Source organism: Streptomyces sp. ISL-36 (assembly GCF_018614205.1).
Taxonomy (GTDB): domain Bacteria; phylum Actinomycetota; class Actinomycetes; order Streptomycetales; family Streptomycetaceae; genus Streptomyces.
In genome coordinates, this window is the sequence record NZ_JAGGOS010000096.1 from 1 (window position 1) to 22949 (window position 22949).

The 22949-nt window shown below is 73.0% G+C and carries 22 protein-coding genes, 1 other RNA gene and 2 pseudogenes; 12 read left to right on the top strand and 13 right to left on the bottom strand.

All coding sequences use genetic code 11. The annotated features are described in order from the left end of the window. Both J7E93_RS37350 and J7E93_RS24105 read left to right on the top strand, forming a co-directional pair. Positions 1-1074: bifunctional RNase H/acid phosphatase (locus J7E93_RS37350; protein ID WP_251067014.1), on the top strand; the 1074-nt coding region annotated here is incomplete at its 5' end. 151 nt (positions 1075-1225) lie between these two features. Next, positions 1226-2059, top strand: coding sequence for a GNAT family N-acetyltransferase (locus tag J7E93_RS24105; RefSeq protein WP_215072028.1), 834 nt, complete (start codon positions 1226-1228; stop codon positions 2057-2059). A 66-nt stretch (positions 2060-2125) separates the two neighbouring features. Here the strand turns inward: J7E93_RS24105 and eda are convergent, their stop codons facing one another. Together eda and yaaA are read right to left on the bottom strand one after the other, a co-directional pair. Then, the gene (gene eda, locus J7E93_RS24110) at positions 2126-2755 is read right to left on the bottom strand and encodes a bifunctional 4-hydroxy-2-oxoglutarate aldolase/2-dehydro-3-deoxy-phosphogluconate aldolase (protein WP_215072029.1); all 630 of its coding nucleotides are present in this window, start codon (positions 2753-2755) and stop codon (positions 2126-2128) included. A gap of 74 nt (positions 2756-2829) precedes the next feature. After that, the gene (gene yaaA, locus J7E93_RS24115; RefSeq protein WP_215072030.1) at positions 2830-3594 is read right to left on the bottom strand and encodes a peroxide stress protein YaaA; all 765 of its coding nucleotides are present in this window, start codon (positions 3592-3594) and stop codon (positions 2830-2832) included. Positions 3595-3688: 94 nt separating this feature from the next. Between yaaA and J7E93_RS24120 the strand changes: the two genes are divergently transcribed. Next, positions 3689-5131 (top strand): RNB domain-containing ribonuclease, encoded by a 1443-nt coding sequence (locus J7E93_RS24120; RefSeq protein WP_215072031.1) that lies wholly within the window; start codon positions 3689-3691, stop codon positions 5129-5131. On the opposite strand, the gene J7E93_RS24125 is transcribed toward J7E93_RS24120, so the two are convergent. Beyond that, positions 5076-5891 carry a hypothetical protein gene (locus tag J7E93_RS24125; RefSeq protein ID WP_215072044.1) on the bottom strand — a complete coding sequence of 272 codons (816 nt, stop codon included), beginning with the start codon at positions 5889-5891 and terminating at the stop codon, positions 5076-5078. The genes J7E93_RS24120 and J7E93_RS24125 overlap by 56 nt on opposite strands. 86 nt (positions 5892-5977) lie before the next feature. Further along, a pseudogene (locus tag J7E93_RS24130) lies at positions 5978-6741 on the bottom strand (MerR family transcriptional regulator). 77 nt (positions 6742-6818) lie between these two features. Here J7E93_RS24130 and rnpB point away from each other — a divergent pair. After that, positions 6819-7219: RNase P RNA component class A (rnpB, locus tag J7E93_RS24135), an RNA gene on the top strand. Between the two features lie 122 nt (positions 7220-7341). Here rnpB and J7E93_RS37355 read toward each other — a convergent pair. Further along, positions 7342-7638: a DUF6087 family protein gene (locus tag J7E93_RS37355; RefSeq protein WP_251067015.1), complete on the bottom strand. Its 297-nt coding sequence runs from the start codon at positions 7636-7638 to the stop codon at positions 7342-7344. Between the two features lie 270 nt (positions 7639-7908). After that, positions 7909-8332, bottom strand: a pseudogene (locus J7E93_RS24140) (ATP-grasp ribosomal peptide maturase); the annotation flags it as partial. A 197-nt stretch (positions 8333-8529) separates the two neighbouring features. Here J7E93_RS24140 and J7E93_RS24145 point away from each other — a divergent pair. Next, positions 8530-8883, top strand: coding sequence for a hypothetical protein (locus J7E93_RS24145; RefSeq protein WP_215072032.1), 354 nt, complete (start codon positions 8530-8532; stop codon positions 8881-8883). A gap of 124 nt (positions 8884-9007) precedes the next feature. Here J7E93_RS24145 and J7E93_RS24150 read toward each other — a convergent pair whose 3' ends face one another. Next, a complete protein-coding gene (locus J7E93_RS24150) occupies positions 9008-9340 on the bottom strand; it encodes a MazG-like family protein (protein WP_215072033.1) in 333 nt (110 codons plus the stop codon). A 45-nt stretch (positions 9341-9385) separates the two neighbouring features. Between J7E93_RS24150 and J7E93_RS24155 the strand changes: the two genes are divergently transcribed. Next, on the top strand, positions 9386-10408 hold the full coding sequence (locus J7E93_RS24155) for a hypothetical protein (RefSeq protein WP_215072034.1): 1023 nt from the start codon (positions 9386-9388) through the stop codon (positions 10406-10408). A gap of 62 nt (positions 10409-10470) precedes the next feature. Beyond that, positions 10471-10794, top strand: a complete 324-nt coding sequence (locus J7E93_RS24160) for a nuclear transport factor 2 family protein (protein WP_215072035.1) — start codon at positions 10471-10473, stop codon at positions 10792-10794. 215 nt (positions 10795-11009) lie between these two features. Here J7E93_RS24160 and J7E93_RS24165 read toward each other — a convergent pair whose 3' ends face one another. Then, complete coding sequence (locus J7E93_RS24165; protein ID WP_215072036.1) at positions 11010-11753, bottom strand: SDR family oxidoreductase; 744 nt, start codon at positions 11751-11753, stop codon at positions 11010-11012. A 135-nt stretch (positions 11754-11888) separates the two neighbouring features. Between J7E93_RS24165 and J7E93_RS24170 the strand changes: the two genes are divergently transcribed. Then, complete coding sequence (locus J7E93_RS24170) at positions 11889-13520, top strand: alkaline phosphatase (RefSeq protein ID WP_215072037.1); 1632 nt, start codon at positions 11889-11891, stop codon at positions 13518-13520. Between the two features lie 240 nt (positions 13521-13760). Here the strand turns inward: J7E93_RS24170 and J7E93_RS24175 are convergent, their stop codons facing one another. Further along, entirely contained in the window at positions 13761-14762 is a 1002-nt protein-coding gene (locus J7E93_RS24175; RefSeq protein WP_215072038.1) for a Gfo/Idh/MocA family protein, read from the bottom strand. 78 nt (positions 14763-14840) lie between these two features. On the opposite strand from J7E93_RS24175, the gene J7E93_RS24180 reads away from it, so the two are divergent. Beyond that, positions 14841-16124, top strand: coding sequence for a Bcr/CflA family multidrug efflux MFS transporter (locus J7E93_RS24180; protein WP_215072045.1), 1284 nt, complete (start codon positions 14841-14843; stop codon positions 16122-16124). Positions 16125-16182: 58 nt separating this feature from the next. Further along, positions 16183-17169 carry a small ribosomal subunit Rsm22 family protein gene (locus J7E93_RS24185; RefSeq protein ID WP_215072039.1) on the top strand — a complete coding sequence of 329 codons (987 nt, stop codon included), beginning with the start codon at positions 16183-16185 and terminating at the stop codon, positions 17167-17169. Positions 17170-17204: 35 nt separating this feature from the next. Here J7E93_RS24185 and ddaH read toward each other — a convergent pair whose 3' ends face one another. Continuing rightward, complete coding sequence (gene ddaH, locus J7E93_RS24190; protein WP_374105427.1) at positions 17205-18029, bottom strand: dimethylargininase; 825 nt, start codon at positions 18027-18029, stop codon at positions 17205-17207. A gap of 141 nt (positions 18030-18170) precedes the next feature. On the opposite strand from ddaH, the gene J7E93_RS24195 reads away from it, so the two are divergent. After that, positions 18171-18887 carry a TetR/AcrR family transcriptional regulator gene (locus J7E93_RS24195; protein ID WP_215072040.1) on the top strand — a complete coding sequence of 239 codons (717 nt, stop codon included), beginning with the start codon at positions 18171-18173 and terminating at the stop codon, positions 18885-18887. A 158-nt stretch (positions 18888-19045) separates the two neighbouring features. Then, positions 19046-19822, top strand: coding sequence for a bifunctional DNA primase/polymerase (locus J7E93_RS24200; RefSeq protein ID WP_215072041.1), 777 nt, complete (start codon positions 19046-19048; stop codon positions 19820-19822). Between the two features lie 370 nt (positions 19823-20192). On the opposite strand, the gene J7E93_RS24205 is transcribed toward J7E93_RS24200, so the two are convergent. The 3 genes from J7E93_RS24205 to J7E93_RS24215 all read right to left on the bottom strand — a co-directional run. Next, positions 20193-21158 carry a hypothetical protein gene (locus J7E93_RS24205; protein ID WP_308368768.1) on the bottom strand — a complete coding sequence of 322 codons (966 nt, stop codon included), beginning with the start codon at positions 21156-21158 and terminating at the stop codon, positions 20193-20195. Then, positions 21061-22032, bottom strand: a complete 972-nt coding sequence (gene efeU, locus J7E93_RS24210; protein ID WP_215072042.1) for an iron uptake transporter permease EfeU — start codon at positions 22030-22032, stop codon at positions 21061-21063. The genes J7E93_RS24205 and efeU overlap by 98 nt, the downstream gene beginning before the upstream one ends. A gap of 24 nt (positions 22033-22056) precedes the next feature. Beyond that, positions 22057-22949: Dyp-type peroxidase (locus J7E93_RS24215; protein WP_215072043.1), on the bottom strand; the 893-nt coding region annotated here is incomplete at its 5' end.

The window sequence follows — 22949 nt, forward strand, 5'->3', positions numbered from 1 at the left end:
GCCCGCGCCAGGGCGGCCCTCGCCGCCGGCGGGGAAGCGGGTGCCGGTGCAGGCGCTGGTGGGCGGACCGGTCCCGTGGCCGGGGGCGCCGCCGGACAGCCCGACGACGGTCTCTTCGCCGCCGACGAGGCGGTCGCGGCCCAGGCCCGTGCCTCCCTGGCGGCGGCCGGCACGGCCGAGCGGGAGACCGCGGGCTCCGACAGCGCGCTCCGGCGGAGAGCGGAAGGCGATGTCCCGACGACGCCGGGCACCGGAGCCGCCGCGTCGAGCGGTGACTTCGAGGCCGAGGCGGGCCTCGCGACCCACGCGGGTCGGACACGGCCGGCATCCGCCACCGACCACGCGGACGGTACGGGGAGGGCGTCCGCCCAGGACCGGCCCGCCGCCGGTGCCGTCCCCGCGCCCGCTACGGGCCGGGCCACCGCGCCGGGATGGGGGGCGCCCGATCTCGGGGCTCCCGCCACGTTCGTCCTGCTGCGCCACGGGGAGACCGCGCTCACGCCCGAGAAGCGGTTCTCGGGGAGCGGGGGAAGCGATCCCGAGCTGTCGGCCGCCGGGCTGCGGCAGGCCGACGCCGTCGCGACCGCGCTCGCCGCGCGCGGGACGGTCCAGGAGATCGTCAGCTCGCCGCTCAAGCGCTGCCGCCAGACAGCGGAGACCGTCGCCGCCCGCCTGGGCCTCGACGTACGGATCGAGGACGGGCTGCGCGAGACCGACTTCGGCGCCTGGGAGGGGCTGACGTTCGCGGAGGTGCGCGAGCGGTACCCCGAGGATCTCGACGCCTGGCTGGCCTCCCCCAAGGCGGCCCCGACCGGCGGCGGCGAGAGCTTCGCGACCGTCGCCCGGCGCGTGTCGGCGACCCGCGACCGGCTGACGGCCGCCTCTGCGGGCCGCACGGTCCTGCTCGTCACCCACGTCACACCGATCAAGACCCTGGTGCGACTCGCCCTGGGCGCCCCGCCGGAGTCGCTGTTCCGGATGGAGCTCTCGGCGGCCTCGCTGTCCGCCGTGGCGTACTACGCGGACGGCAACGCCTCCGTACGACTCCTGAACGACACCTCGCACCTGAGGTGACCCGGGGGGCCGGGGCCGCGGGCCGGACCGGCGGGCCGGGGACGGGGGGCGGACCGCGGTCCGAGGACGGGTGGCGGGGGACCGGCGACGGGGGGCGGAGGGCGCGTAAAACCGTGGCCCCGCCCCCTCCTTCCGTAGCACCATCATCGCCATGACCTGGCACATCACCGAGGACGTCGCCGTCTTCCGCGCCGCCGCCCGCGACCACCTCGCCGCCGACCCCGCGCGCAACACCGTGCTGCTCACCCTCAGCGAGGGCGCGCGCCGCCGGCCCCTCGCATCCGCCCGGTACGGCTGGTGGACCGAGCCGGACGGGAGGGTCACCGGTGCCTTCCTCTTCACCCTGCCCCACGAACCGGCGCTCGGGCCCATGCCGCAGGAGGCCGCCCGCGCCCTCGTCCACGTACTGCCGGACGCGAGGGACGTGACGAGCGTGCGCGGCGAGGAGGAGACCGCCGTCGCCTTCGCGCGGGAGCTCGGCGCGGCAACGGGCCGCGGGTGGACGACCACGCGCCGGATGCGGCTCTACCGGCTCGGCGAGCTCGTCCCGCCGGACCCGGCGCCGAAGGGCCGTCCGCGGGCGGCGACCGCCGAGGACATCCCGTTCGCCGTGGCGTGGATGGAGAACTTCGCCCGCGACATCGGCGAGAGCGACGACGACGTCGACTACACGCCCAACATCGAGGCCCGCGTCGCCGACCGCCGCCTCCACTTCTGGGAGACCGGCGACGGACCCGTCTCGATGGCGAGCATCTCGCCGATCGTCGCGGGCCAGGCCCGGGTCTCACCCGTCTACACGCCGTACGAGGCACGGGGCCGCGGCTACGCGGGGGCCGTCACCAGCGCAGTGAGCCGGGCCACCCTGGACGCGGGCGCCCAGCAGGTTCTCCTCTTCACGGACCTGGCCAACCCGACCAGCAACGCCCTGTACCAGCGACTCGGCTACCGCCCGGTGACCGACCACGTGGGCGTGCACTTCACGTAGCTCGCCCGGTGACGTCCGCCCCGCGACGTCCGCCCGGTGCGCCCGGCGACGTTCACCCCGTGACGTTCACCCGGTGGCCGGGGCGCGCAGGCCCGCCGCCTCGCGCGCCAGTGACTCGACCCGCGCCCAGTCGCGCGCGGCGAGGGCGTCGGCCGGAAGCATCCACGTACCGCCGACGCAGCCGACGTTGGGCAGCGACAGGTACGAGGGGGCGGAGCCGAGGGAGATACCACCGGTCGGGCAGAAGCGGGCCTGCGGGAGCGGCCCGGAGAGCGACTTCAGGTAGGGGACGCCGCCGGCCGCCTCGGCGGGGAAGAACTTCATCTCGGCCACCCCGCGTTCCAGCAGCGCGACGACCTCCGAGGTGGTCGAGACCCCCGGCAGGAACGGCACGCCCGACGCCTTCATCGCCTCCAGCAGGCCCTCCGTCCACCCGGGGCTGACCAGGAACCGCGCCCCCGCCGCGACCGCGTCGGCCACCCCTGCCGCCGAGATGACGGTGCCCGCACCGACGACCGCGTCCGGGACCTCGGCGGCGATCGCCCGGATCGCGTCGAGCGCGGCCGGCGTCCGCAGGGTCACCTCGATCGCGGGCAGACCACCGGCCACGAGGGCACGGGCCAGCGGTACGGCGTCGGCGGCGTCCTCGATCACGACGACGGGGACGACGGGGGCAAGGTCAAGCACGCTCGTCATGGCCCCCATCCTGCCAGGGCGAGCGTGATGCGCAACGAGCGTTGCGCATGCTGCAATGAGCTGTGGGGCGACCGCTAGTGGATCTCGTCCACCAGGACGTCCAGCACCCCCGCCTTCCCCTCCTCCACCACGTACTTCAGATCCCGCAGCGCCTCCACCAGCTCCTCGCGCCCCTTGGGCGCCGCCCCCGCCTCCAGCAGGCTCCGCACGATCCGCCCCTTCGTCGCCTTGTTGAAGTGGCTGACCACCTTCCGGGTCGGCGCGTGCAGCACCCGTACCGTCGCCGTCCGCGCCGCCGGCTCACCCTTCGGCTTCCACGCCGACGCGTACGCCGAGGACCGCAGGTCCAGGACGAGCCCGTCCCCCGCGACCTCCGGCATCACGGAGGCCATCGCGCGGCGCCAGTGCGCGCCCAGCGCCCCCAGGCCCGGCAGCTTCACGCCCATCGAGCAGCGGTACGACGGAATACGGTCGTCCACCCGCACCGCGCCCCACAGCCCCGAGAACACCAGGAGCGACGCACCCGCCCGCTTGCGTGCCGCCGCGTCCAGCGTGGCCAGGCCCAGGGCGTCGTACAGCACCCCGGTGTAGATCTCGCCGGCCGGCCGGGCCCCCGCCGTGCGCAGTTCCGTGTTCTTCGCGATCTCCCCGCGCAGCCCCTCGCTCAGGCCCAGCACCTCGCGCGCCTTCTCCTCGTCGGCGGCGCACAGCTCGACCAGCTCGTCCAGGACCGCCGCCCGCGCCTCGGCCAGACCCGGCAAGGACAGGGACTCCGGCTTGAGCGGCGCCCCACGCCCCGACGCGGCCTTACCCTCCGACGGCGGCAACAGCACGAGCACGGTGGTTCTCCTTCGTACGTACGAGACGGGGGTGCGGCCCCGGAGAGCCAGCGTACGAGGTGCCGGGCCCACCCCCGCCCCCTAGGCTCGGTCCATGCCCCGCCGCCAGATTCACGTGACCGGCGCAGCCGAGGCTCCGCTCCGGGCCGCCCTGCGCGCACTCCGTACCGAGCTCGCGATCCCCGAGGCCTTCCCTCCCGCCGTGCTCGCCGAGGCCGAGGCAGCGGCCAAGGCGCCCCGCCTCCCCGGGCACGACGCCACCGACATCCCCTTCTTCACCATCGACCCGCCGACCTCCACCGACCTCGACCAGGCCATGCACCTGGCCCGCCGCGCCGACGGCGGATACCGCGTCCACTACGCCATCGCCGACGTCGCCGCCTTCGTCGCCCCCGGCGGCGCGGTCGACGCCGAGGCCCACCGCCGCGTCCTCACCCTCTACTTCCCCGACGGCAGAGTGCCCCTCCACCCCGCCGTCCTCTCCGAAGGCGCCGCCAGCCTCCTGCCCGGCGAACCCCGCCCCGCCCTGCTGTGGCGGATCGACCTCGACGCCGAAGGCCGCCGGGTGGCCACCGACGTGCGCCGCGCCCTCGTCCGCAGCCGCGCCAAACTCGACTACGCGGGCGTCCAGCGGCAGATCGACTCCGGTACCGCCGAAGAACCCCTCTCCCTCCTCAAGGACATCGGCCGACTGCGCGAGGCCCTCGAAACCGAACGCGGCGGGATCTCCCTCAACGTCCCCGAGCAGGAGATCGTCGAGCTCGACAGCTCGTACTCGCTCGCCTACCGCGCCCCGCTCCCCGCCGACGGCTGGAACGCCCAGATCTCGCTCCTGACCGGGATGGCCGCCGCCGACCTCATGACGGCCGCCGGCACCGGCATCCTCCGTACCCTGCCCACCGCCCCCGACGGCGCCGTCGCCCGGCTGCGCCGCTCCGCGCACGCCCTCGGCGTCGACTGGCCGCACCACGTCTCGTACGCGGACGTCGTCCGCTCCGCCGACCCCACCGACCCGCGCCAGGCCGCCTTCCTGCAGGAGTGCACCACCCTGCTGCGGGGCGCCGGCTACACCGTCTTCACCGACGGCAGCGTCCCCTCGCCCGCCGTCCACGCCGCCGTCGCCGACGAGTACACCCACTGCACCGCACCGCTGCGGCGACTCGTCGACCGGTACGCCGGCGAGCTGTGCGTCGCCGCCGTGGCGGGCCGGGAGCCGCCCGACTGGGTACGGGCGGCGCTCGACGCGCTCCCCCGGGAGATGGCCGAAGGCTCACGGCGCGCCAACGGCATCGAACGCGAGTCCGTCGACATCGTCGAGGCGGCGCTGCTGAAGGAACGCATCGGCGAGATCTTCGACGCGTACGTGATCGATGTGAAGGAGCGCGAACCGGCCGTCGGGACCGTCCACCTGGACGACCCGGCCGTGGTCGCGCGGATCGAGGGCGGCAACTCCAGGCTGCCTCTCGGGGAGTGGCTGCGGGTCAGGCTGACGCAGGCGGACCCGGGGCGGGCGAAGGTGCTGTTCGCGCCCGCGTGAGCGCGCGCAGCAGGGCGCGCGGGTCGTCCGCGTGACAGCGCACGGTATAGACCGGCCGCGGCGCGCCGAGCAGCCGGGGCGCGTCGACCGGCTCGGACAGCTCGATGGTGAGGGAGGTCTGCGAGCCGACGGCCAGGTTCAGCTCCCCCTCCGCCTTCTCGTGGGTGAAGAGCAGTTCGTGGCGGACGGCGGCGATCCGCTCCAGCGGGATGCGGAGATCGACTTGCGCGGCCTGCCGCAGCCGCAGGGCGCCGGGGTCGAGCACGTGCGGCCGGGTGACGGAGGCGGCGTGCAGCCCGAGCACGAACAGCACCGTGTACACGTCGAGGACGAGCACGACCGCGTGGACCGCCGGCCAGTCGGCGAGCAGGTACGACATGCCGACGGTCTCGACGAGACAGACGAACGCGAAGCCGTACATGAGGGCGGCCTGGTCGCGGGCGTGCGGAAACGGCCGGTCGCCCGCCCGGACCCCGTGCCGACGCCGGGCGACCCACAGGGCGAGACTCGCCAGCAGCCGCAACTCGTGCCCGATCAGGCGCAGCACGGGCTCGGGGACCAGTTCGCCGAGGGCCTCGCGCCGGCTCAGCCCGCGCCGGTGGCGGAGCCGGAGATACGCCGTCGCCTCGGCGGCCGCCAGTAGCAGGACGCCGATCTCGGCGACGAGGAGGGCGGACGCGGGTATCCGTACGCCGGCGACGAGACAGACGGCGAGCACGACCTCGGCGGGGAGCACGGCGTACGCGACGGCACGGAGCAACCGCCTCCCGGCGGGCCGGGCGGGTGGAGCGGTGTCGACGGATCGGGCGGCTCGGGCGGATCGGGCGGGTCGTTCGGTCTCGGAGGTCACTGGGCTCGCTCCTGGACCAGGCACAGGGCATGGTGGACGGCCGCCGTCTGGGCGGGGGAGAAGTCACCGAAGAAGGCGTCGGTGAGACGCCCGCCCGGCAGACCCGGCCCGTCGAGCCCCGTCACCACCTCGTCCGGAAGACACGCGGCGAGCGCCCGCCCCGCCTCGGCCACGCGCGGATCGTCCGGTTCCGCGTCGGCGAGGGCGTCGAGCCGTGCGTACACCTCGTGCACCCGCTCCACCGCCTCCGGTGTCGCCGTCATCTCCCGCATCGCGCCGATCAGCCGCTCCCGCTCCTTCGGCGGCGCGACCGTGTCGAGCAGGACGAGCAGCTCCCGGTCCTGGGCGGCCATGGGGGAGGGCGGGATCTCGCCCATCCCCGCGAACAGCCCGGAGAGCTCCGCGGACACGGGCCCCTCGGCGGTGAGCCGCCCGCCCCGCGCCTCCGTGAGCAGCTCGGCCAGCCGCGCGCGCCGCTCACGGATGACCGCCTCCTGGCGCCCGAGGTCGGTGTCCAGCTCCTCCAGCACCTCCACCAGCTCCCGCCCGGCGTCGTCGGCGAGCACGTCCCGGACCTCGTCGAGCCCAAGACCCAGCTCGGTCAGCCGCCGGATCCGGGCGAGCAGGACGGCGTCCTTGATGCCGTACTCCCGGTATCCGTTGGCCCGCGTACGGGCTCGGGCAGCAGTCCGAGGTGGTGGTAGTGCCGCACGGCCCGAGGGGTGACCCCGACAAGGGCGGCGATCTCGCCGATTCGCATGAGCCCAGTACAAACCCTGACGCTGCGACAAGGTCAAGCGTCTCCGGCACGGCGGGTAGCATGGTCGGCACGGCAGACGAGCCGGGCGGGCGGCCGCGTGGAGATCTTCGGATCTCCCCGAGGAACGTCCGGGCTCCACAGGGCAGGGTGGTGGCTAACGGCCACCCGGGGTGACCCGCGGGACAGTGCCACAGAAAACAGACCGCCGGGGACCTCGGTCCTCGGTAAGGGTGAAACGGTGGTGTAAGAGACCACCAGCGCCTGAGGTGACTCAGGCGGCTAGGTAAACCCCACCCGGAGCAAGGTCAAGAGGGGTCGTCCTCGGACGACTCTGCGCGAACGATCGAGGGCTGCCCGCCCGAGTTCGCGGGTAGACCGCACGAGACCGGCGGCAACGCCGGTCCTAGATGGATGGCCGTCACCCCGACGACCGCGAGGTCCCGGGGAACAGAACCCGGCGTACAGCCCGACTCGTCTGCCCCTCAGGGCCTTTGACCAGCCAAAGCGCAGGTCAGGGGCTCTTTGTCGCCTGTCGCCTCGCCGGTTCCCGTTTCACACCGGTTCGAATGGAACCGCGCCGTCTTGAAGCCCTCGCCAGGGCTATTGCGGCGCCTGAGGCTCCCGGTGTCGGCCGGTCCCAGGGCCGAGCTTCGGCGCCGGCCCCGAGGCCGGGGTGACCTCGGTGTCGGGGAACAAGATGCGTCTCGCCTCCGCGAGATTCACCGCGAAGCCGTAGGGCTCCCACATGTGGCCGTTCCATCGCTGGATCGCACGGGGTGCGTCAGGGTTCAGATGCGACCCCCGCGGACCGTCGCCGTTCACGAGAGGTACGGCGCGGAGCTGTCCGATCCTTGCGTCAAGGCGCTCGGCCCACTGGGACAGCGGTTCATCGTCCATTGCTCGGAGGGTAGTGGCTCAGGAGAGCCGGTGTTCCCAGCGCAGCGACGGGCTCTGGTCGATCCAGTACAGGTGGGACGCGGTCGTCACGCGAAGCCGAATGGTGTCAATGCAACGGTTCCCCGGCGTTCTGCCAGGCGACGAGGGCGCGCTCGACGTCGTCCCACAGAGCCACGGGGCCGCCCTGGCGGACGGTCCAGCTCTCGCCGTCGGCGATGAACTCGGCGAACGACTCCCGCTCAGGGGTCGGTCATCTGCCGTCTCCTTGCGTAGCAGGTCGGCGAAGGCCGCGGACATCGGGAGGCCGGTCTCCGTCTCCAGCCACGCCCACTGCCCGTTGGGATTCAGCTCCAGCCGCCAGTAGTCCCCTGCCCGGTCCACCGCGAGGTCGAAGCTTCCTGATACCAGCTCCAGACGGTCCAGGTAGGCGTGCAGGGCTCTGTCCACCCGATCGGGGAGGTACTCGACGGTGTAGGTCAGGGCGTTGTAGTCCTTGCGCCAGTCCAGCAGTTCGGAGTCGATGCGCACGGCGAACGTGTGCCAGCCCACGATCAGGACGCGAAGGTCGGCGACCTTGTCCACGCGGGCCTGGAACAAGTGGGGGGGCACACGAACGCTGTCGTCGATGTCTTCCACCGTGACAGGGTCGGCCCATCCGGTCATCGGCACGCCGTCACGTGTGGGGGGTCCACCTGCGCGACGTCGACCAGGTCGTGCACTACGCGGAGACAGTGATCAGCCTGGCCAACCAGTCGAACTCCGGATTCATCGCCAAGAAGCTGGACGGACTGCGGGGGCGTCTTGCCCCGCTCATGTCCGATGGCCGAGTCTCGGATCTGGATCACCGAATCGCGGCGCTTTCGCGCACCGCATGACGAGAGGGACACGTACATGAGTGACGGTCGGATCTTCCGCGAGGCGTGGATCGCCGGTGTGACCAAGCACTACCCCGGTGAGCCGAAGCCGAGCTACGTCACGCCGTGGGACGAGACGCCCGAGTGGGAGCGCGAGGCTGCCGCTGCCGTGTGCGGACAGGTGCGCGACTTCGTCAAGATCAGTGAAGGGCATGCCACACGGCTCACCCGCGAGCAGAAGGGTCGCTTCGTCGCGATCTGCTGGACCGCCCAGATGTTCAAGCACTTCAAGGATCCGAAGCCCGGATACGTCGCCGACTGGGCCGACCTGCCGGCGTGGCAACAGGAGACGGACTCGGACATCTTCGAGCGCATCGAGCGGACCGTCTGAACCCCGAGAACGGTGAAGCCCCCGCTCCCGAGCACTCCGGGCTGGGGGCTTCACCCTCCAGAACGTGCCCCTGAACCGTGCCGCGCCCTGACCCGTCCTCGGGACAGGGCGCGCGACATTCGCCTCAATCCCGCGGGGCTCCCACCGACCGGTCCGCCACCCGTCGCAGGTGAGCCGCGAAGACCTCCGCCGCGTCCGGGGTCAGGGTCCGCAGCGCCACCATCGCCGTGATGATCACATCGCAGAGTTCGGACTCCACGTCCTGCCAGGTGTGGCTCACACCCTTGCGGGGGTTCTGGCCCGTCGCTCCGATGACGGCCTCGGCCACCTCGCCGACCTCCTCGGAGAGCTTCAGGACGCGCAGCAGGACGTCCTGTTGGTGCGGCAGGGTGTGGTGGGAGGCGATCCAGGCGCCCAGGCGGTCGATGGTGTCCCAGGTGTTGTCCGTGTCGGTCATGGGGCACAAGGTTGTCGCACGAACCCGCCCGAGTAGGGTGCGCGGATGATATTCGGACGCGGGCGGTTCCCCGCCGCCGTAGCGGACTTCGAGAGCGCCGTACGGGCGCAGGACGCCGACGCCGCCGAGCGTGCCTTCGAGCGGTTGTCCCGCGGCCTCGGGAAGGCCGGCGACCACGATCTGCGCGAGGCCGGGCCGCGCCTCGCCGCCCTGCTGCCCGACGTCCCTCCGGGCCCGCGGGCGGTGATCGCCGTCATGGTCGGCGCCTGTGTCGAGCGCGGGGCCGATCCGATGGCCTGCGCTGCCCCGGTCCTCGCGGGCGCCACGGAGGCGTTCGAGGCGGCCGAGACGCTCTGCGAGCGCTGGACGGCCGCGGGCCGCGGCGCGCTGCCCGGGCACGACGGCGAGGGGCTGACCGACGAGGACTTCGAGCGGATCGGGTTCGAGCCCGTCATGGCCTGGCAGTCGCTCCCGCAGTTCGAGATGGCCTGTGTCGCGATGCTCAACGCACCGTCCGTACGCCGCGAGGCACCGGGCAAGGAGGAGCTGCGAGCGGCCGTGAGCCGTATCGCGGAAGCCTTCGGCGACACCTTCAAGTGCCTCGTCCACGCCCTCGACGTCCTCGACGACGAACCGCTCGTCGCCATCGACCGCGCCACCGGCGCGGGTTTCGCGCTGCGCATGTCCGGCGTCGGCGACAACTTCCAGCTGCACACGCTGCTCGCCGGCGTACTGATCGGGGGCGGACACCTGCCCGGTGAGGCGCCCTCGGCGGAGGCGGTCGCCGTCTGCCGCGACCGGCCCGGGACGACCCCGACGACCGGGTCCTTCAACCTGGTCGGCGCCGACGGCGAATGGATCTGGAACGAGGGCAGGCCGAGCGACATCCCGGTCGTCCCCTTCGGTGACGGCGTACGGCTCGTGGTCATCGATCCGCCGCCGTACAGGCGGAACTGGGACGCCGGACGGTTCTTCCCCGGGATGACCGGCGAGCTGGAGCTGGAGCGCGTCCTGTCCGCGCAGGAGTCGGCCGCGCTGCTCGCCCAGGTGGCCGAGTCCGTCCACTGACGCGCGCCACAACCCCGGCCCGGGTCCGCGGGGATCGGTGCCGCCCGGTGTACGGGTAACTCATGACCATCCCCGTGGACAAGCTCACCGATCCCGCCGTGCGCGCCTTCGTCGCCGCGGTCAACGCCAACGACGAGGAGGCCTTCCGCGCCGCCCTGGCCCCCGGCGCCACGATGTCCGACGACGGCTCCGACCGTGATCTCGACGAGTGGACCGAGAAGGAGATCTTCTCCTCGCGCGGCCATATGGAGATCGAGTCGGTCAAGGAGGACGGGCACGTTCTCGTCGCCCGCTTCCGCAACGACACCTGGGGCGAGATGCGCACGCGCTGGCGCTTCGTCGTCGAGGGAGGGAAGATCCTCCGCTTCGAGACCGGCCAGGCGTGACCCGGCGGCCGGGGCAGCCCCGGCCGCCCCGGAAACCCCGCCGCAGGGCACGTCGGCCCCGCCTCAGGGCACGGCAGGCCCGTTGCCCCCGGCAGCCCCGGCCGCCCCGGAAAACCCGCCGCAGGGCACGGCTGCCCCGGCCGCCCCCGGAACCCGCCCCCGACCGGCGCCGCCGGGCCGGTTGGCCCCGTCCCCGACCGGCCCGCCCTCGCCGGTCAGCCCCGGCCGATGTACGGCATCGTCGTCGCCATCACCGTCGCGAACTGGACGTTCGCCTCCAGCGGCAGGCCCGCCATGTGCACCACCGTCGCCGCCACGTGCGCCGCGTCCATCACCGGTTCCACCGCGAGCTCGCCGTTGGCCTGGAGGATGCCCGTCTGCATGCGGGACGTCATCTCCGTCGCCGCGTTCCCGATGTCCAGCTGGCCGCAGGCGATCCGGTACGGGCGCCCGTCCAGGGACAGCGACTTCGTCAGGCCCGTCATCGCGTGCTTGGTCGCGGTGTACGCGATCGAGTGCGGGCGCGGCACATGGGCCGAGATCGAGCCGTTGTTGATGATCCGGCCGCCCTGCGGAGACTGGTCCTTCATCGCCCGGAAGGCCGCCTGGGCGCACAGGAACGCGCCCGTCAGGTTCACGTCGACGACCGAGCGCCAGGTCTCGTGGTCCAGGTCCTCAACCGGGACGCCGCCGCCCGCGAACGTACCCGCGTTGTTGAAGAGCAGGTCGACCCGGCCGAAGCGGTCCCGTACCGCGTCGAAGAGCGCCGCCACCGCCTGCGGTGACGTCACGTCCGTCGGGACGCACATCACCTGCCCGGGCGGGACGGACGCGGCCGTCTCCTCCAGCGCTTCCCGCCTTCGGCCCGCCAGCGCCACCGACCAGCCCGCCTCCGCGAGAGCCAGCGCCACGCTCCGGCCGATGCCCGAACCTGCTCCAGTCACCACAGCGATGCTCATGGGCGCGCAGCGTACGGCAGATCGGTGCACAGGGAACTCATCTGTCCGACACGCGGATGTTCTGTACTCGACAACACGAGGTCGTCCCGCCCCACTCCACTATCGGACGGACACCATCCGTCTGGGGAGGGGCATATGACTACCGCACAGACCCATACCGCAGAACTCCGAGCCGCCGCACGCCACTTCGGCCGTCGAGGATTCCTGACCGTCACCGGCGCCGCCGCCGCGCTCGCCTTCGCCGTCCAGCTGCCGGCCGCCGGTGCAGCGAGCGCCGCCGAGTTCGACGGCCGTCGCATCACCGAGGACCCGTTCACCCTGGGGGTGGCGTCCGGCGACCCCCAGCCCGGCTCCGTCCTCCTGTGGACCCGGCTCGCGCCCCGCCCCTTCGAACCCGACGCCGGACTGCCCCGCGAGAGAGTCGCCGTCCGCTGGGAGCTCGCCCGCGACGAGCGCTTCACCCGCGTCGTCCGCCGCGGCGGCGCCACCGCCCATCCGGAGTTCCAGCACAGCGTGCACGTCGAGGTCGACCACCTCGATCCGGACCGGGTGTACTTCTTCCGGTTCCGCGCCGGCGACTGGATCAGCCCGGTGGGCCGCACCCGCACCGCGCCCGCCGCCGACGCCCGGGTGTCGGAGCTCAAGCTCGCCGCCGTCTCCTGCCAGGCGTACCACGACGGTTACTTCACCGCGTACCGGCATCTCGCCCAGGAGGACGTCGACGTCGTCTTCCACCTCGGCGACTACCTCTACGAGTACGCCGTGAACGCCACCGGCGGCGCCCGCGCCTACACCGACCGGCGCCTGCCCGCCGTCTTCAACCGGGAGACGGTCACGCTGGAGGACTACCGGCTGCGGTACGCCCTCTACAAGTCGGACCCCGACCTGATGGCCGCGCACGCCGCCCACCCCTTCGTCGTCACCTGGGACGACCACGAGACCGAGAACAACTACGCGGGCGGGACCCCCGAGAACGACGTGCCGCCGGAGGAGTTCCTGCTCCGGCGCGCCGCCGCCTACCGCGCCTACTGGGAGAACCAGCCGCTGCGGGCGCCCCAGCGGCCCGAGGGCCCCGACATGAGGCTCTACCGGCGGCTCCGCTTCGGCCGGCTCGCCCAGTTCGACATCCTCGACACCCGCCAGTACCGCTCCGACCAGGCCTACGGCGACGGTTGGCGGGTCCCCGGACCCGAGTCCGAGGACCCCGCGCGCACGATGACCGGCGCGGCCCAGGAGCGATGGCTGCTCGACGGCTGGCGCGCCTCCCGCGCGCTGTGGAACGTCGTCCCGCAGCAGGTCGTCTTCTCCGAGCGGCGCAGCGCGCCGACCGCCGGCTACACCGTGTCCATGGACTCCTGGGACGGCTACCCGGCCTCCCGGCAGCGGATCCTCGACGGGGCGGCCGCGGCGGGCGTCGAGAACCTCATGGTGCTCACCGGCGACGTCCACGTCGGCTACGGCCTCGACATCAAGGCCGACTTCCGCGACCCGGCCTCCCGGAACCTCGGCACGGAGATCGTCGCCACCTCGATCTCCAGCGGCAAGGACGGCGCCGACCGGCCCGCCAACTACGACCACCTCACAGCCGCCAACCCGCACATGAAGTTCTACAACGGGCGGCGCGGCTATGTGACGGTCGCGCTCGGCGAGCGAAGCGCCCGCGCCGACTTCCGTACGGTCACGGCCGTGACGACCCCGGGCGCCCCGGTCACCACGGCCGCGTCCTACGTCACCGAGGCGGGTAACCCCGGTCTTACCCCTGCCTAGCCACCCGCCGGGTGGGCCGTCCGGAGACCCGCGCAGCCGCCCGCCGGGTGGGCCGTCCCGAGACCCGCGCAGCCACCCGCCGGGTGGGCCGTCCCGAGACCCGCGCAGCCACCCGCCGGGTGTGCCGGCCCGAGACCCGCGCAGCCACCCGCCGGGTGGGTCGCGTCCCGAGACCCGCGCAGCCACCCGCCGGGTGTGCCGGCCCGAGACCCGCGCAGCCACCCGCTCGCCGGGCCGGTCTCACACCCGCGTAGCCACCCGCTCGGCGGGATAGCGGACGCCGATGCGGTCCCGTACCGCGTCGAGCGTCCGCATCACCGCGAGCGTCCCCTCCAGGGGGACGAGCGGCGACTCCGTGGTGCCGGCCCGCAGACAGCGCATCACCTCGGCCGCCTCGTGCCGCAGCGAGTGCGGGTCGTCCTCGTTCACGAACTCCTCCGGCTCCCGGCCCTCGCGCACCAGCGTGAACCGCTCCGGGAAGAAGAACCCCCGCGGAAGGTCGATCCGGCCCTTCGACCCCGTCACCGACGCGGTCAGCGGAGTGTCAGCCACGATCGAGCACGACAGCAGCGCCGAGGCCCCGGACGCCCACCCCAGCAGCATCCCGGTGTTCAGATCGGTGCCCTCCGGCGAGAGCAGCGCATGGGCCTGTACGGAGTCGGGCTCGCCCAGCAGCAGGTGCGCGAAGGAGACCGGATACACCCCGAGGTCGAGCAGCGCACCGCCGCCCACCGCGGGATCGCGCAGCCGGTGATCCGCGGCGAACGGGCCCGCCAGCCCGAAGTCCGCCTGTACGGTCCTGATCTCGCCGATCGCGCCGTCCGCCACCAGCTCGGCCATCCGCCGGATCAGCGGGTTGCAGTACATCCACATGGCCTCCATCAGGAAGAGACCACGACCCCGGGCGAGGGCGACCAGCTCCTCCGCCTCACCCGCGTTCAACGTGAAGGCCTTCTCGCAGAGGACCGCCTTCCCCGCCTCCAGGGCGAGCCCGGCGGCCGCCCGGTGCGCGTGGTGGGGTGTCGCCACATAGACCACGTCGACGTCCTCGTCCGCGACGAGCCCCGCCCAGTCCCCGTAGGCCCGGGGTATCCCGAAGCGGTCCGCGAACGCCTTCGCCGACGCCTCCGTACGGGACGCCACCGCCACGACCTCCGCGCCCTCCATGGACCGCAGGTCGGTCGTGAACCGTTCCGCTATCCCGCCCGTCGCCAGCACGCCCCACCGCACGGTTCCCGCCATGTGCCCACCCCAAAAAGGTCTCGACCACTCTCGACGAGCTGAGAGCATAGGGAAGGATTCAACGAAATGGAGCTGTTGATGCCGGAGAGCGGCCGGACGACGAAGCAAGGACACATAACCGGCACCACCAGCACCCCCGTCGCCGCCGCGCGCCGCGTCGGGCTGCTCGTCACCCTCGTCCTCGGCGGACTGACGGCGCTGCCGCCGCTCTCCATGGACATGTACCTGCCCGCGCTGCCGGAGGTCACCGAGTCGCTGCGCGCGCCCGCCGCGACCGTCCAGCTCACCCTCACCGCCTGCCTCGCCGGCATGGCCCTCGGCCAGCTCGTCGTCGGGCCGATGAGCGACAAGTGGGGGCGCCGCCGCCCCCTGCTGGCCGGCATGATCGTGTACGTGGCCGCCACCGCGGTCTGCGCCTTCGCGCCCTCGGTCGAACTGCTCATCACCTTCCGGCTGCTCCAGGGCCTGGCGGGCGCGGCGGGCATCGTGATCGCGCGGGCCGTCGTCCGGGACCTGTACGACGGCGTCGAGATGGCCCGGTTCTTCTCCACCCTGATGCTGATCTCCGGCGTCGCCCCGATCATCGCGCCGCTCATCGGCGGGCAGATCCTGCGGATCACCGACTGGCGGGGCGTCTTCCACGTCCTCACCGTCATCGGCGTCCTGCTGACCGTGGTGGTGTGGAGGTTCCTGCACGAGACCCTGCCGCCCGAGCGCCGGCACGCCGGCGGCGTCGGCGAGGCGCTGCGCACCATGCGCGGGCTGCTCGCGGACCGCGTCTTCACCGGCTACATGCTGGCCGGCGGACTCGCCTTCGCCGCGCTCTTCGCGTACATCTCGGCCTCTCCCTTCGTCGTCCAGGAGATCTACGGCGCCTCGCCGCAGACCTTCAGCCTGCTCTTCGGCCTGAACTCGATCGGGCTCGTCGCCGTCGGCCAGATCAACGGCAAGCTGCTCGTCGGGCGGGTCAGCCTCGACAAGGTGCTGGGCGGGGGGCTCGCGGTCATCCTGCTCGCCTCGGTGGCGCTGCTGCTGATGACGAGCGGGGTGTTCGGCAAGGTGGGTCTGGCCCCGATCGCCGCCGGTCTGTTCGTGCTCATGTCCGCGATGGGTACGGCGATGCCGAACACGAACGCGCAGGCCCTGATGCGGACTCCACACGCGGCGGGCTCGGCCTCGGCGCTCCTCGGCACGTCGTCCTTCCTGATCGGGGCGATCGCCTCGCCGCTCGTCGGGATCGCCGGGGAGGCGACGGCGGTGCCGATGGCGCTGGTGCAGCTGGTCTGCGCGGTGGGGGCGCTCGCCTGCTTCCTCGGTATGTGCCGCCCCTGGCGCACGCCTTCCGAGCCGCAGACCGGCTGAGCGGCGGGGGCGGCCTGGGGCGGCCCGGTGGCCCCGGCGTCGCGCCTAAAATGTCGAGGTGAACGCCTCCCTCCCGACCGCTCCCACCGCCGACGCCCTGCGCGCCGCACTCGCCGGGCTCCTCGACGGGCTGCCGCCCCGCCAGGCCGCCCAGGCCGTCGAGCGGCTGATCGCCAACTACCGCGGGACCACCCCGACGGACGCCCCGGTCCTGCGCGACCGGTCCGACGTCGCCGCGTACGCCGCGTACCGGATGCCGGCGACGTTCGAGGCGGTACGGGCGGCGCTCGACGCCCTGCGGGACGCGGCCCCCGCCTGGCAGCCGGTCACGCACACCGACATCGGCGGCGGCACGGGAGCGGCGAGCTGGGCCGTCGCGGAGGCCTGGGACGGAGCCGCCCGCACCACCGTCCTGGACTGGGCGGAGCCCGCACTCACGCTCGGCCGTGAGCTCGCGGACGGGGTGTTCGACGCGGAGTGGCGGCGGGCCAGGATCAGCGGGGCGCTGAAGCTCGACGACACGGACCTCGTGACGGTCTCGTACGTCCTGAAGGAGCTGACCGAGGCCGACCGCCGGGCGGTCGTGGCCGAGGCGGCGCGGGTGGCACGGGCGGTCGTGATCGTGGAGCCGGGCACGCCCGACGGCTACGAGCGGATCATCGCCGCGCGCTCGCTCCTCGTCGAGGCGGGGCTGACCGTGGCGGCGCCGTGCCCGCACAGCGGGGCCTGCCCGATCGAGCCGGGCACGGACTGGTGTCACTTCGCGGCCCGGGTGAGCAGGTCCTCGCTGCACCGGCAGGTGAAGGGCGGCTCGCTGCCGTACGAGGACGAGAAGTTCAGTTACGTAGCGGCGACCAGGTTCCCGGTGACGCCGGCGGCCGCCCGGGTCACGCGCAAGCCCCAGATCCGCAAGGGCCAGGTGCTGCTGGAGCTGTGCGGGCCCGACGGGCTCGTCCGGGAGACGGTGACCAAGCGCCACGGGCCCCTGTACAAGGCGGCGCGCGACGTGGAGTGGGGCGACCCCTGGCCCCCGGCGGAGGCGTAGCTCCGGGACCGGTGGTCGGCGGTCGCCCCGGCGGATCAGGCGCGCAGCTCCTGGGTGCAGCACTTCACGCTGCCGCCGCCCTTGAGGAGTTCGGTCAGATCCATGCCCAGCGGCTCGAAGCAGCGCTCGCGGAGCGGTTCGAACAGGCCCACCGCCGCCTGGGGCAGCAGCACGTGCCGTCCGTCGCTGACCGCGTTCAGGCCGAGGGCCGCCGCGTCGTCCTCCGTGGCCAGGAGGGCGTCCGGGAAGAGACGGGCGAGGACGGCCCGGCTGCCGGGGGAGAAGGCGGCCGGGTAGTACATGATCTCGTCGCGCGCGTCGTCCAGGACGCACAGGGCCGTGTCCAGGTGGTAGTAGCGCGGGTCCACCAGGTCCAGGCCGATCACGGGGCGGCCGAAGAACTCCTGTGCCTCGTCGTGGGAGAGCGGGCTGGAGCGGAAGCCGCGGCCGGCCAGGATCCAGGACGAGGTCACCGCGAAGTCGCCCTCGCCCTCGTTCACGTGCTCCGGCTCCCGTACCTGCGCGTAGCCGTTCCGGCGGAACCAGTCCAGGTGCGCCGCCGCCTCGCCCGCGCGCTCCGGGTAGGCGAACTTCGCGCCGAGCACGCGGCCGCCCACCACCGTCGCGCCGTTCGCGGCGAAGACCATGTCCGGCAGGTCGGGGCGCGGGTCGAGGAGCTCGACGGTGTGGCCGAGCGAGCGGTAGCGGTCGTGCAGGTCCTCCCACTGGGTGAGGGCGAGCTGCAGATCGACCGGTTTCGTGGGGTCCATCCAGGGGTTGATGGAGTACGTCACCTTGAAGTGCGTGGGTGGGCACATCAGATAACGGCGGGGCGACGCCTCGCGCGGGGTAGGGCGCAAAGAGGGCTCCTCACGGACGTGCGGACGGAAGATGGCCCCATGGTCCGCTCTGGACGGCGTCCGCGCAGTGGACCGTTCGGGTGGTTCCGGCGAACACCCGGTGGCGAGACGCATCGTCTCGTTGCCTGCTAGGTTGGCTCCATGGCCGACTCCCCGTCCCCCGACTCGCCGACGACCGACTCCCCGACAACCGACTCCCCGTCCCCCGTCCCCAGGACCCGCCCGTCCAGGACGTCCAAGACCCCTGACAAGACCCCCGACTCCTCCCGCCGCAGCGAGCGCTCCCGCCGCGCCATCTACGACGCCGCCCTCGCCCTCGTCGCCGAGGCCGGGTACGCCAGGACGACCATCGAGGGCATCGCCGCACGCGCCGGCGTCGGCAAGCAGACCATCTACCGCTGGTGGCCCTCCAAGGCCGCCGTCCTCCTCGACGCCTTCCTCGACCTCGCGGCCCGGGCCAACGAGGAGCTCGGCGGCGACGCCGACAGTGAGATCCCCGACACCGGTGACCTCGCCGCCGACCTGAAGTACGTGCTCCGCGCCACCGTCGACGAGCTGAACAACCCCACCTACGACGCCCCCTCCCGCGCCCTGGCCGCCGAGGGCATCGTCAACCCCGAACTCGGCGCCCAGTTCGTGGAGCGGCTCCTGGAACCCCAGCTCCAGTACTACGTCCGCCGCATCGAGACAGCCCAGGCCGCCGGGGACATCGACCCCGACGTCGACCCGCGCATCGCTCTCGAACTCCTCGTCGGCCCGCTGAACCACCGCTGGCTCCACCGCACCCTGCCGCTGACCCACGCCTACGCCGATACCCTCGTCGACTACGCGCTGCGCGGCCTCGCACCCCGTACGTGACCCCCTTGCTCCCCTGTGCCACCCCGCACGCAACCCCCGCGCCCCCCGGGCGCAACCCCCGATCCACACCCCGGTTGAGGACTCCGGTCACCCGGAGCGCAGGATGGTGGGACCATGGGCAGAGCCGAACGGGCGAGTAGTGGGGTGTGAGGGGATAGATGGGCGACGGTATCGGCCGCTACCGCGGCACGGAGAGCAAACTCGCGCAGTGGCTGCGCAGGCGTCCCAAGCGCACCGCGGCCGACGACGAGAACCGCCGCGAGAAGCTGCTCCTGGCCGCCGCCTCCGCGGGACTGCCCCTGGCACCCGCCGCGTACCCCGTCGGCTATCGCTGCTCCTGTGAACGCATCGGCTGTCCGACCCCGGCACGGCACCCCGTCTCCTTCGCCTGGCAGACCCAGTCGACCACCGACCGCGCCCAGATCGAGCGCTGGGCCCTCGGCGAGCCCGAGGCGAACTTCATCACCGCCACCGGCATGGTCCACGACGTCCTCGACGTTCCCCTGGCGGCCGGACGCGCCGCCCTGGAGCGGCTCCTCGCCCAGGGCGTCGAGGTCGGACCGGTCGCCGAGTCCGCCGAGAGCGCGGGCGACGGCGGGCGGATGCTCTTCTTCACCGCCACCCGCGGCACCCCTGAGGACGAGGACGAGTGGTGGCCGTGCGAGCTGGACTGCCATCCCGAGACCATGGACGAGCATCCGGGGCTGCGCTGGCACTGCCGCGGCAGCTACGTCCTCGTACCGCCGGCCCGGCTCATCGGTGACGAGGACGAGCATCCGGCCGTCGCCTGGCTCCGCGGCCCCGAGCACGCCCTGCCCGACCCGCTGAACCTGCTGGAGATCCTCACCGACGCCTGCGCCCGGCACGCCGCCGAGCGGGAGGAGCGGGGCGCGCAGGCCGAACACGAGGTCGCCTGGCCCCTCGGCCGCCGCTGACCGCCGGCGCCGGCGGGACGCTGGGAGACGGCGGGCGTACGTACACCCGCCGCGCCCGGACCAGCCACCTGCCGAGACGCCCGCGCCCACAGGCCGGCCCCCGGGCCTGTCCACAGCCGGGCCCTCGGATCGGTCGCCCAGGCCGGGCTCCGGGCCTGTCCACACTGAACCCTGGACCCGTCCCCCAGACCGGGCACCGGGCCGGCCACAGAGCCGGGCCTGCCCGCGCCCGCACGCCGGATCCTGTGATCCGCCCCAGGCTGGACCCCCGGCCTGCCTCACGCCGGACCCTGATCCGTCCCCCAGGCCGTCCCCCAGGCCGAACCCCGGGCCCGTCCCCTCGCCGGGCCCCGGAGCGGCGGGTAGCGCCCTAAGAGCCCTTCGCCCCCGTCACACCCTGGAGCCGGCCCGCGATCGTGACGCCGTCGCGGGCCGTGCCCGCCGGCTTCACCAGGACCGCCTGGCTCGACACCCACTCCTTGGTGACCGTGTTCTTCACCTCGCCGGTCATCAGGGCCTTCACCTCGGGGACGACCTTCGGCCGGTACCCCTGCGCCGCCGTCTGCCGCTCGAAGTACCGCGTCGCGAAGAAGGCCAGCGCCCCGCCGTCCCGCGTCGCGAGCGCCAGCGGCGCGAAGTCCCCGGTGTCCGTGACCTGGTCGATGTACTGCGTCGCGAGACCCGCCCGCTTCGCCGCCTTCTGCCGCTGGTCCCGCCACGCCGTGGTGTGCGGCCCCGCCGCGAACTGGCCCTGCTCGCCGCCGCCGAGGAACGACACGTACTGCCGGCCCAGATCCTTCGGCGCCACCGCGAGCCGCGCGGAGTCCGCGGCGACCGGCTCCGCGTATCCGTCGCCGTCCGTCGCGAACTCGGGGATCTCGTCCGGGGTCAGGATCGCCAGATAGGCGACCTCCCACGGCTGTTCGGAGCCGTTGCGCACGAAGACCAGGAGCCAGCGGTTGTCGCCCCGGCCCTGGTCGGTGTCCCGGTTGGAGTCGGTGTCGGCGACGAACCAGCGCGGCCAGCCCGCCTTCTTGGGGAGCACGAACGTCGCGTCCGTCAGCTCCAGCGGCTGGTGGGCCGGGTTGCCGCCGGGGCTGGTGACCGCACGGGACTTCAGACCGGCCTGGTTGATCGCCCCGAGCGGACCGGTGACACGGCCCGCGTCGAGGGCCGGGTCATGGGCCTTGTCGGCCCTGTTGTAGGCGTCGGTGAAGTCCTTGAGGGCCTGCTCGGCCTCAGCCTTCGTCGCCGCCGGCAGCAGCTCCCGCTCGCCGTGTACCGTCACGCAGCCGCTCGCCGTCAGCGCCAGTGCGATCGCCGCCGTCGTCGCCACGAGCGCCCTCGACGGCCGCCGCCTCAGCCTTCTCATCGGTTGCCTTCTGCTCCTCGACCCCCACTGACCGTCCGAACCCTACCGGGGCCAGGAACAGGACGAGCGTCGGGATCAGGTAGAGCGTCCACACCGTGACCTGAAGAACCGTCGGGTCCGGCTGGAAGTTGAAGACACCCTTCAGCAGCGTCCCGTACCAGCTGTCCGGCGGGATCGTCGCCGAGACGTCGAACGCCTTGTCCGCCAGGCCGCCGAGGAAACGCGCCTCCTGCAGATCGTGCACCCCGTAGGCGAGGACACCGGCAGCCACCACGACCAGCATGCCGCCCGTCCAGGTGAAGAACTTCGCCAGGTTGATCCGCAGCGCGCCGCGGTAGAACAGCCAGCCCAGCAGCACCGCCGTCGCGATGCCGAGCAGGACCCCCGCCAGCGGCGCGTACGTGCCGTCCGAGGAGGCCCGCACCGACGCCCATACGAACAGCGCCGTCTCCAGACCCTCGCGGCCCACGGCCAGGAAGGCGGTGGCCACCAGCGCGCCCGTGCCCATCCGCAGGGCCGCGTCCAGCTTGCCGTGCAGCTCCTGCTTCAGATGCCGGGCCGTGCGCCGCATCCAGAAGACCATCCAGGTCACCAGACACACCGCGAGGATCGAGAGCGAGCCGCCGAGCAGCTCCTGCGCCTCGAACGTCAGCTCCTGCGAGCCGAATTCGAGACCGGCGCCGAAGGCGAGCGCCACGCCGACCGCCACGCCGATGCCGATCCAGATCGGCTTCAGGGCGTCACTGCGGTCCGTCTTGACCAGGTACGCGATGAGGATGCAGACGACGAGGCTGGCCTCCAAACCCTCGCGCAGCCCGATCAGATAGTTGCCGAACACGTCGGTTTCCTCCCCTTCACGCCGTTACGCGAACAGTGCCCGGCCCCACCAGTCGTCCGTGTCGCGGACGCCCGGCGGGACGGCGAACACAGCCGAACCCACGTGCTGGATGTACTCGTTGAGTGCGTCGGCCCGGGCCAGTGAGGTCTGCACCGGGATGAAGCCGGTACGGACGTCCCGCTGGTACGCGAGGAAGAACAGGCCCGCCTCCAGCCGGCCCAGNNCGGGGTGGGCGAGGCGGACGTGCGAGTCGGGCTTCATGGCCTTCAGGAACGGCTCGTCGTGCTCCTTGGCCTTCCCGACGGGGGAGCCCTCGCGCTTGTCGCGGCCGAAGATGTCCTCCTGCTCCTGGAGCGGAGTGCGGTCCCAGGTCTCGACGTTCATCCGGATCCGGCGCGCGACGAGATAGGAGCCGCCCGTCATCCAGGCGGCCCGGCCCGGGGCGTCCTTCGCCGGCACCCAGACGTGTTCGTCCAGGGCGGCGGCGTCGGTGCCCGCGATGTTGCGGGTGCCGTCCTTGAAGCCGAACAGGTTGCGCGGGGTCTGCGCGTCGGGGGTCGTGGACGACGTCTTGCCGAAGCCCAGCTGCGACCAGCGCACCGCGACCGTACCGAAGCCGATCCTGGCCAGGTTGCGGATCGCGTGCACCGCGACCTGCGGGTCGTCCGCGCACGCCTGGACGCACAGGTCGCCGCCGCTGCGGGCCGGGTCCAGGTTGTCGCCGGGGAACCTGGGCAGATCGACCAGGGCCCCGGGCCGCCGGTCCTTCAGACCGAAGCGGCCGTCGAAGAGGGAGGGGCCGAAGCCGATGGTGAGGGTGAGCCGTGACGGCTTGAGGCCGAGAGCCTCGCCCGTGTCGTCCGGCGGAGCCTCCGGGAGACCGCCGTAGGCGCCCTCCCCGACCTCGTGACCGGCCG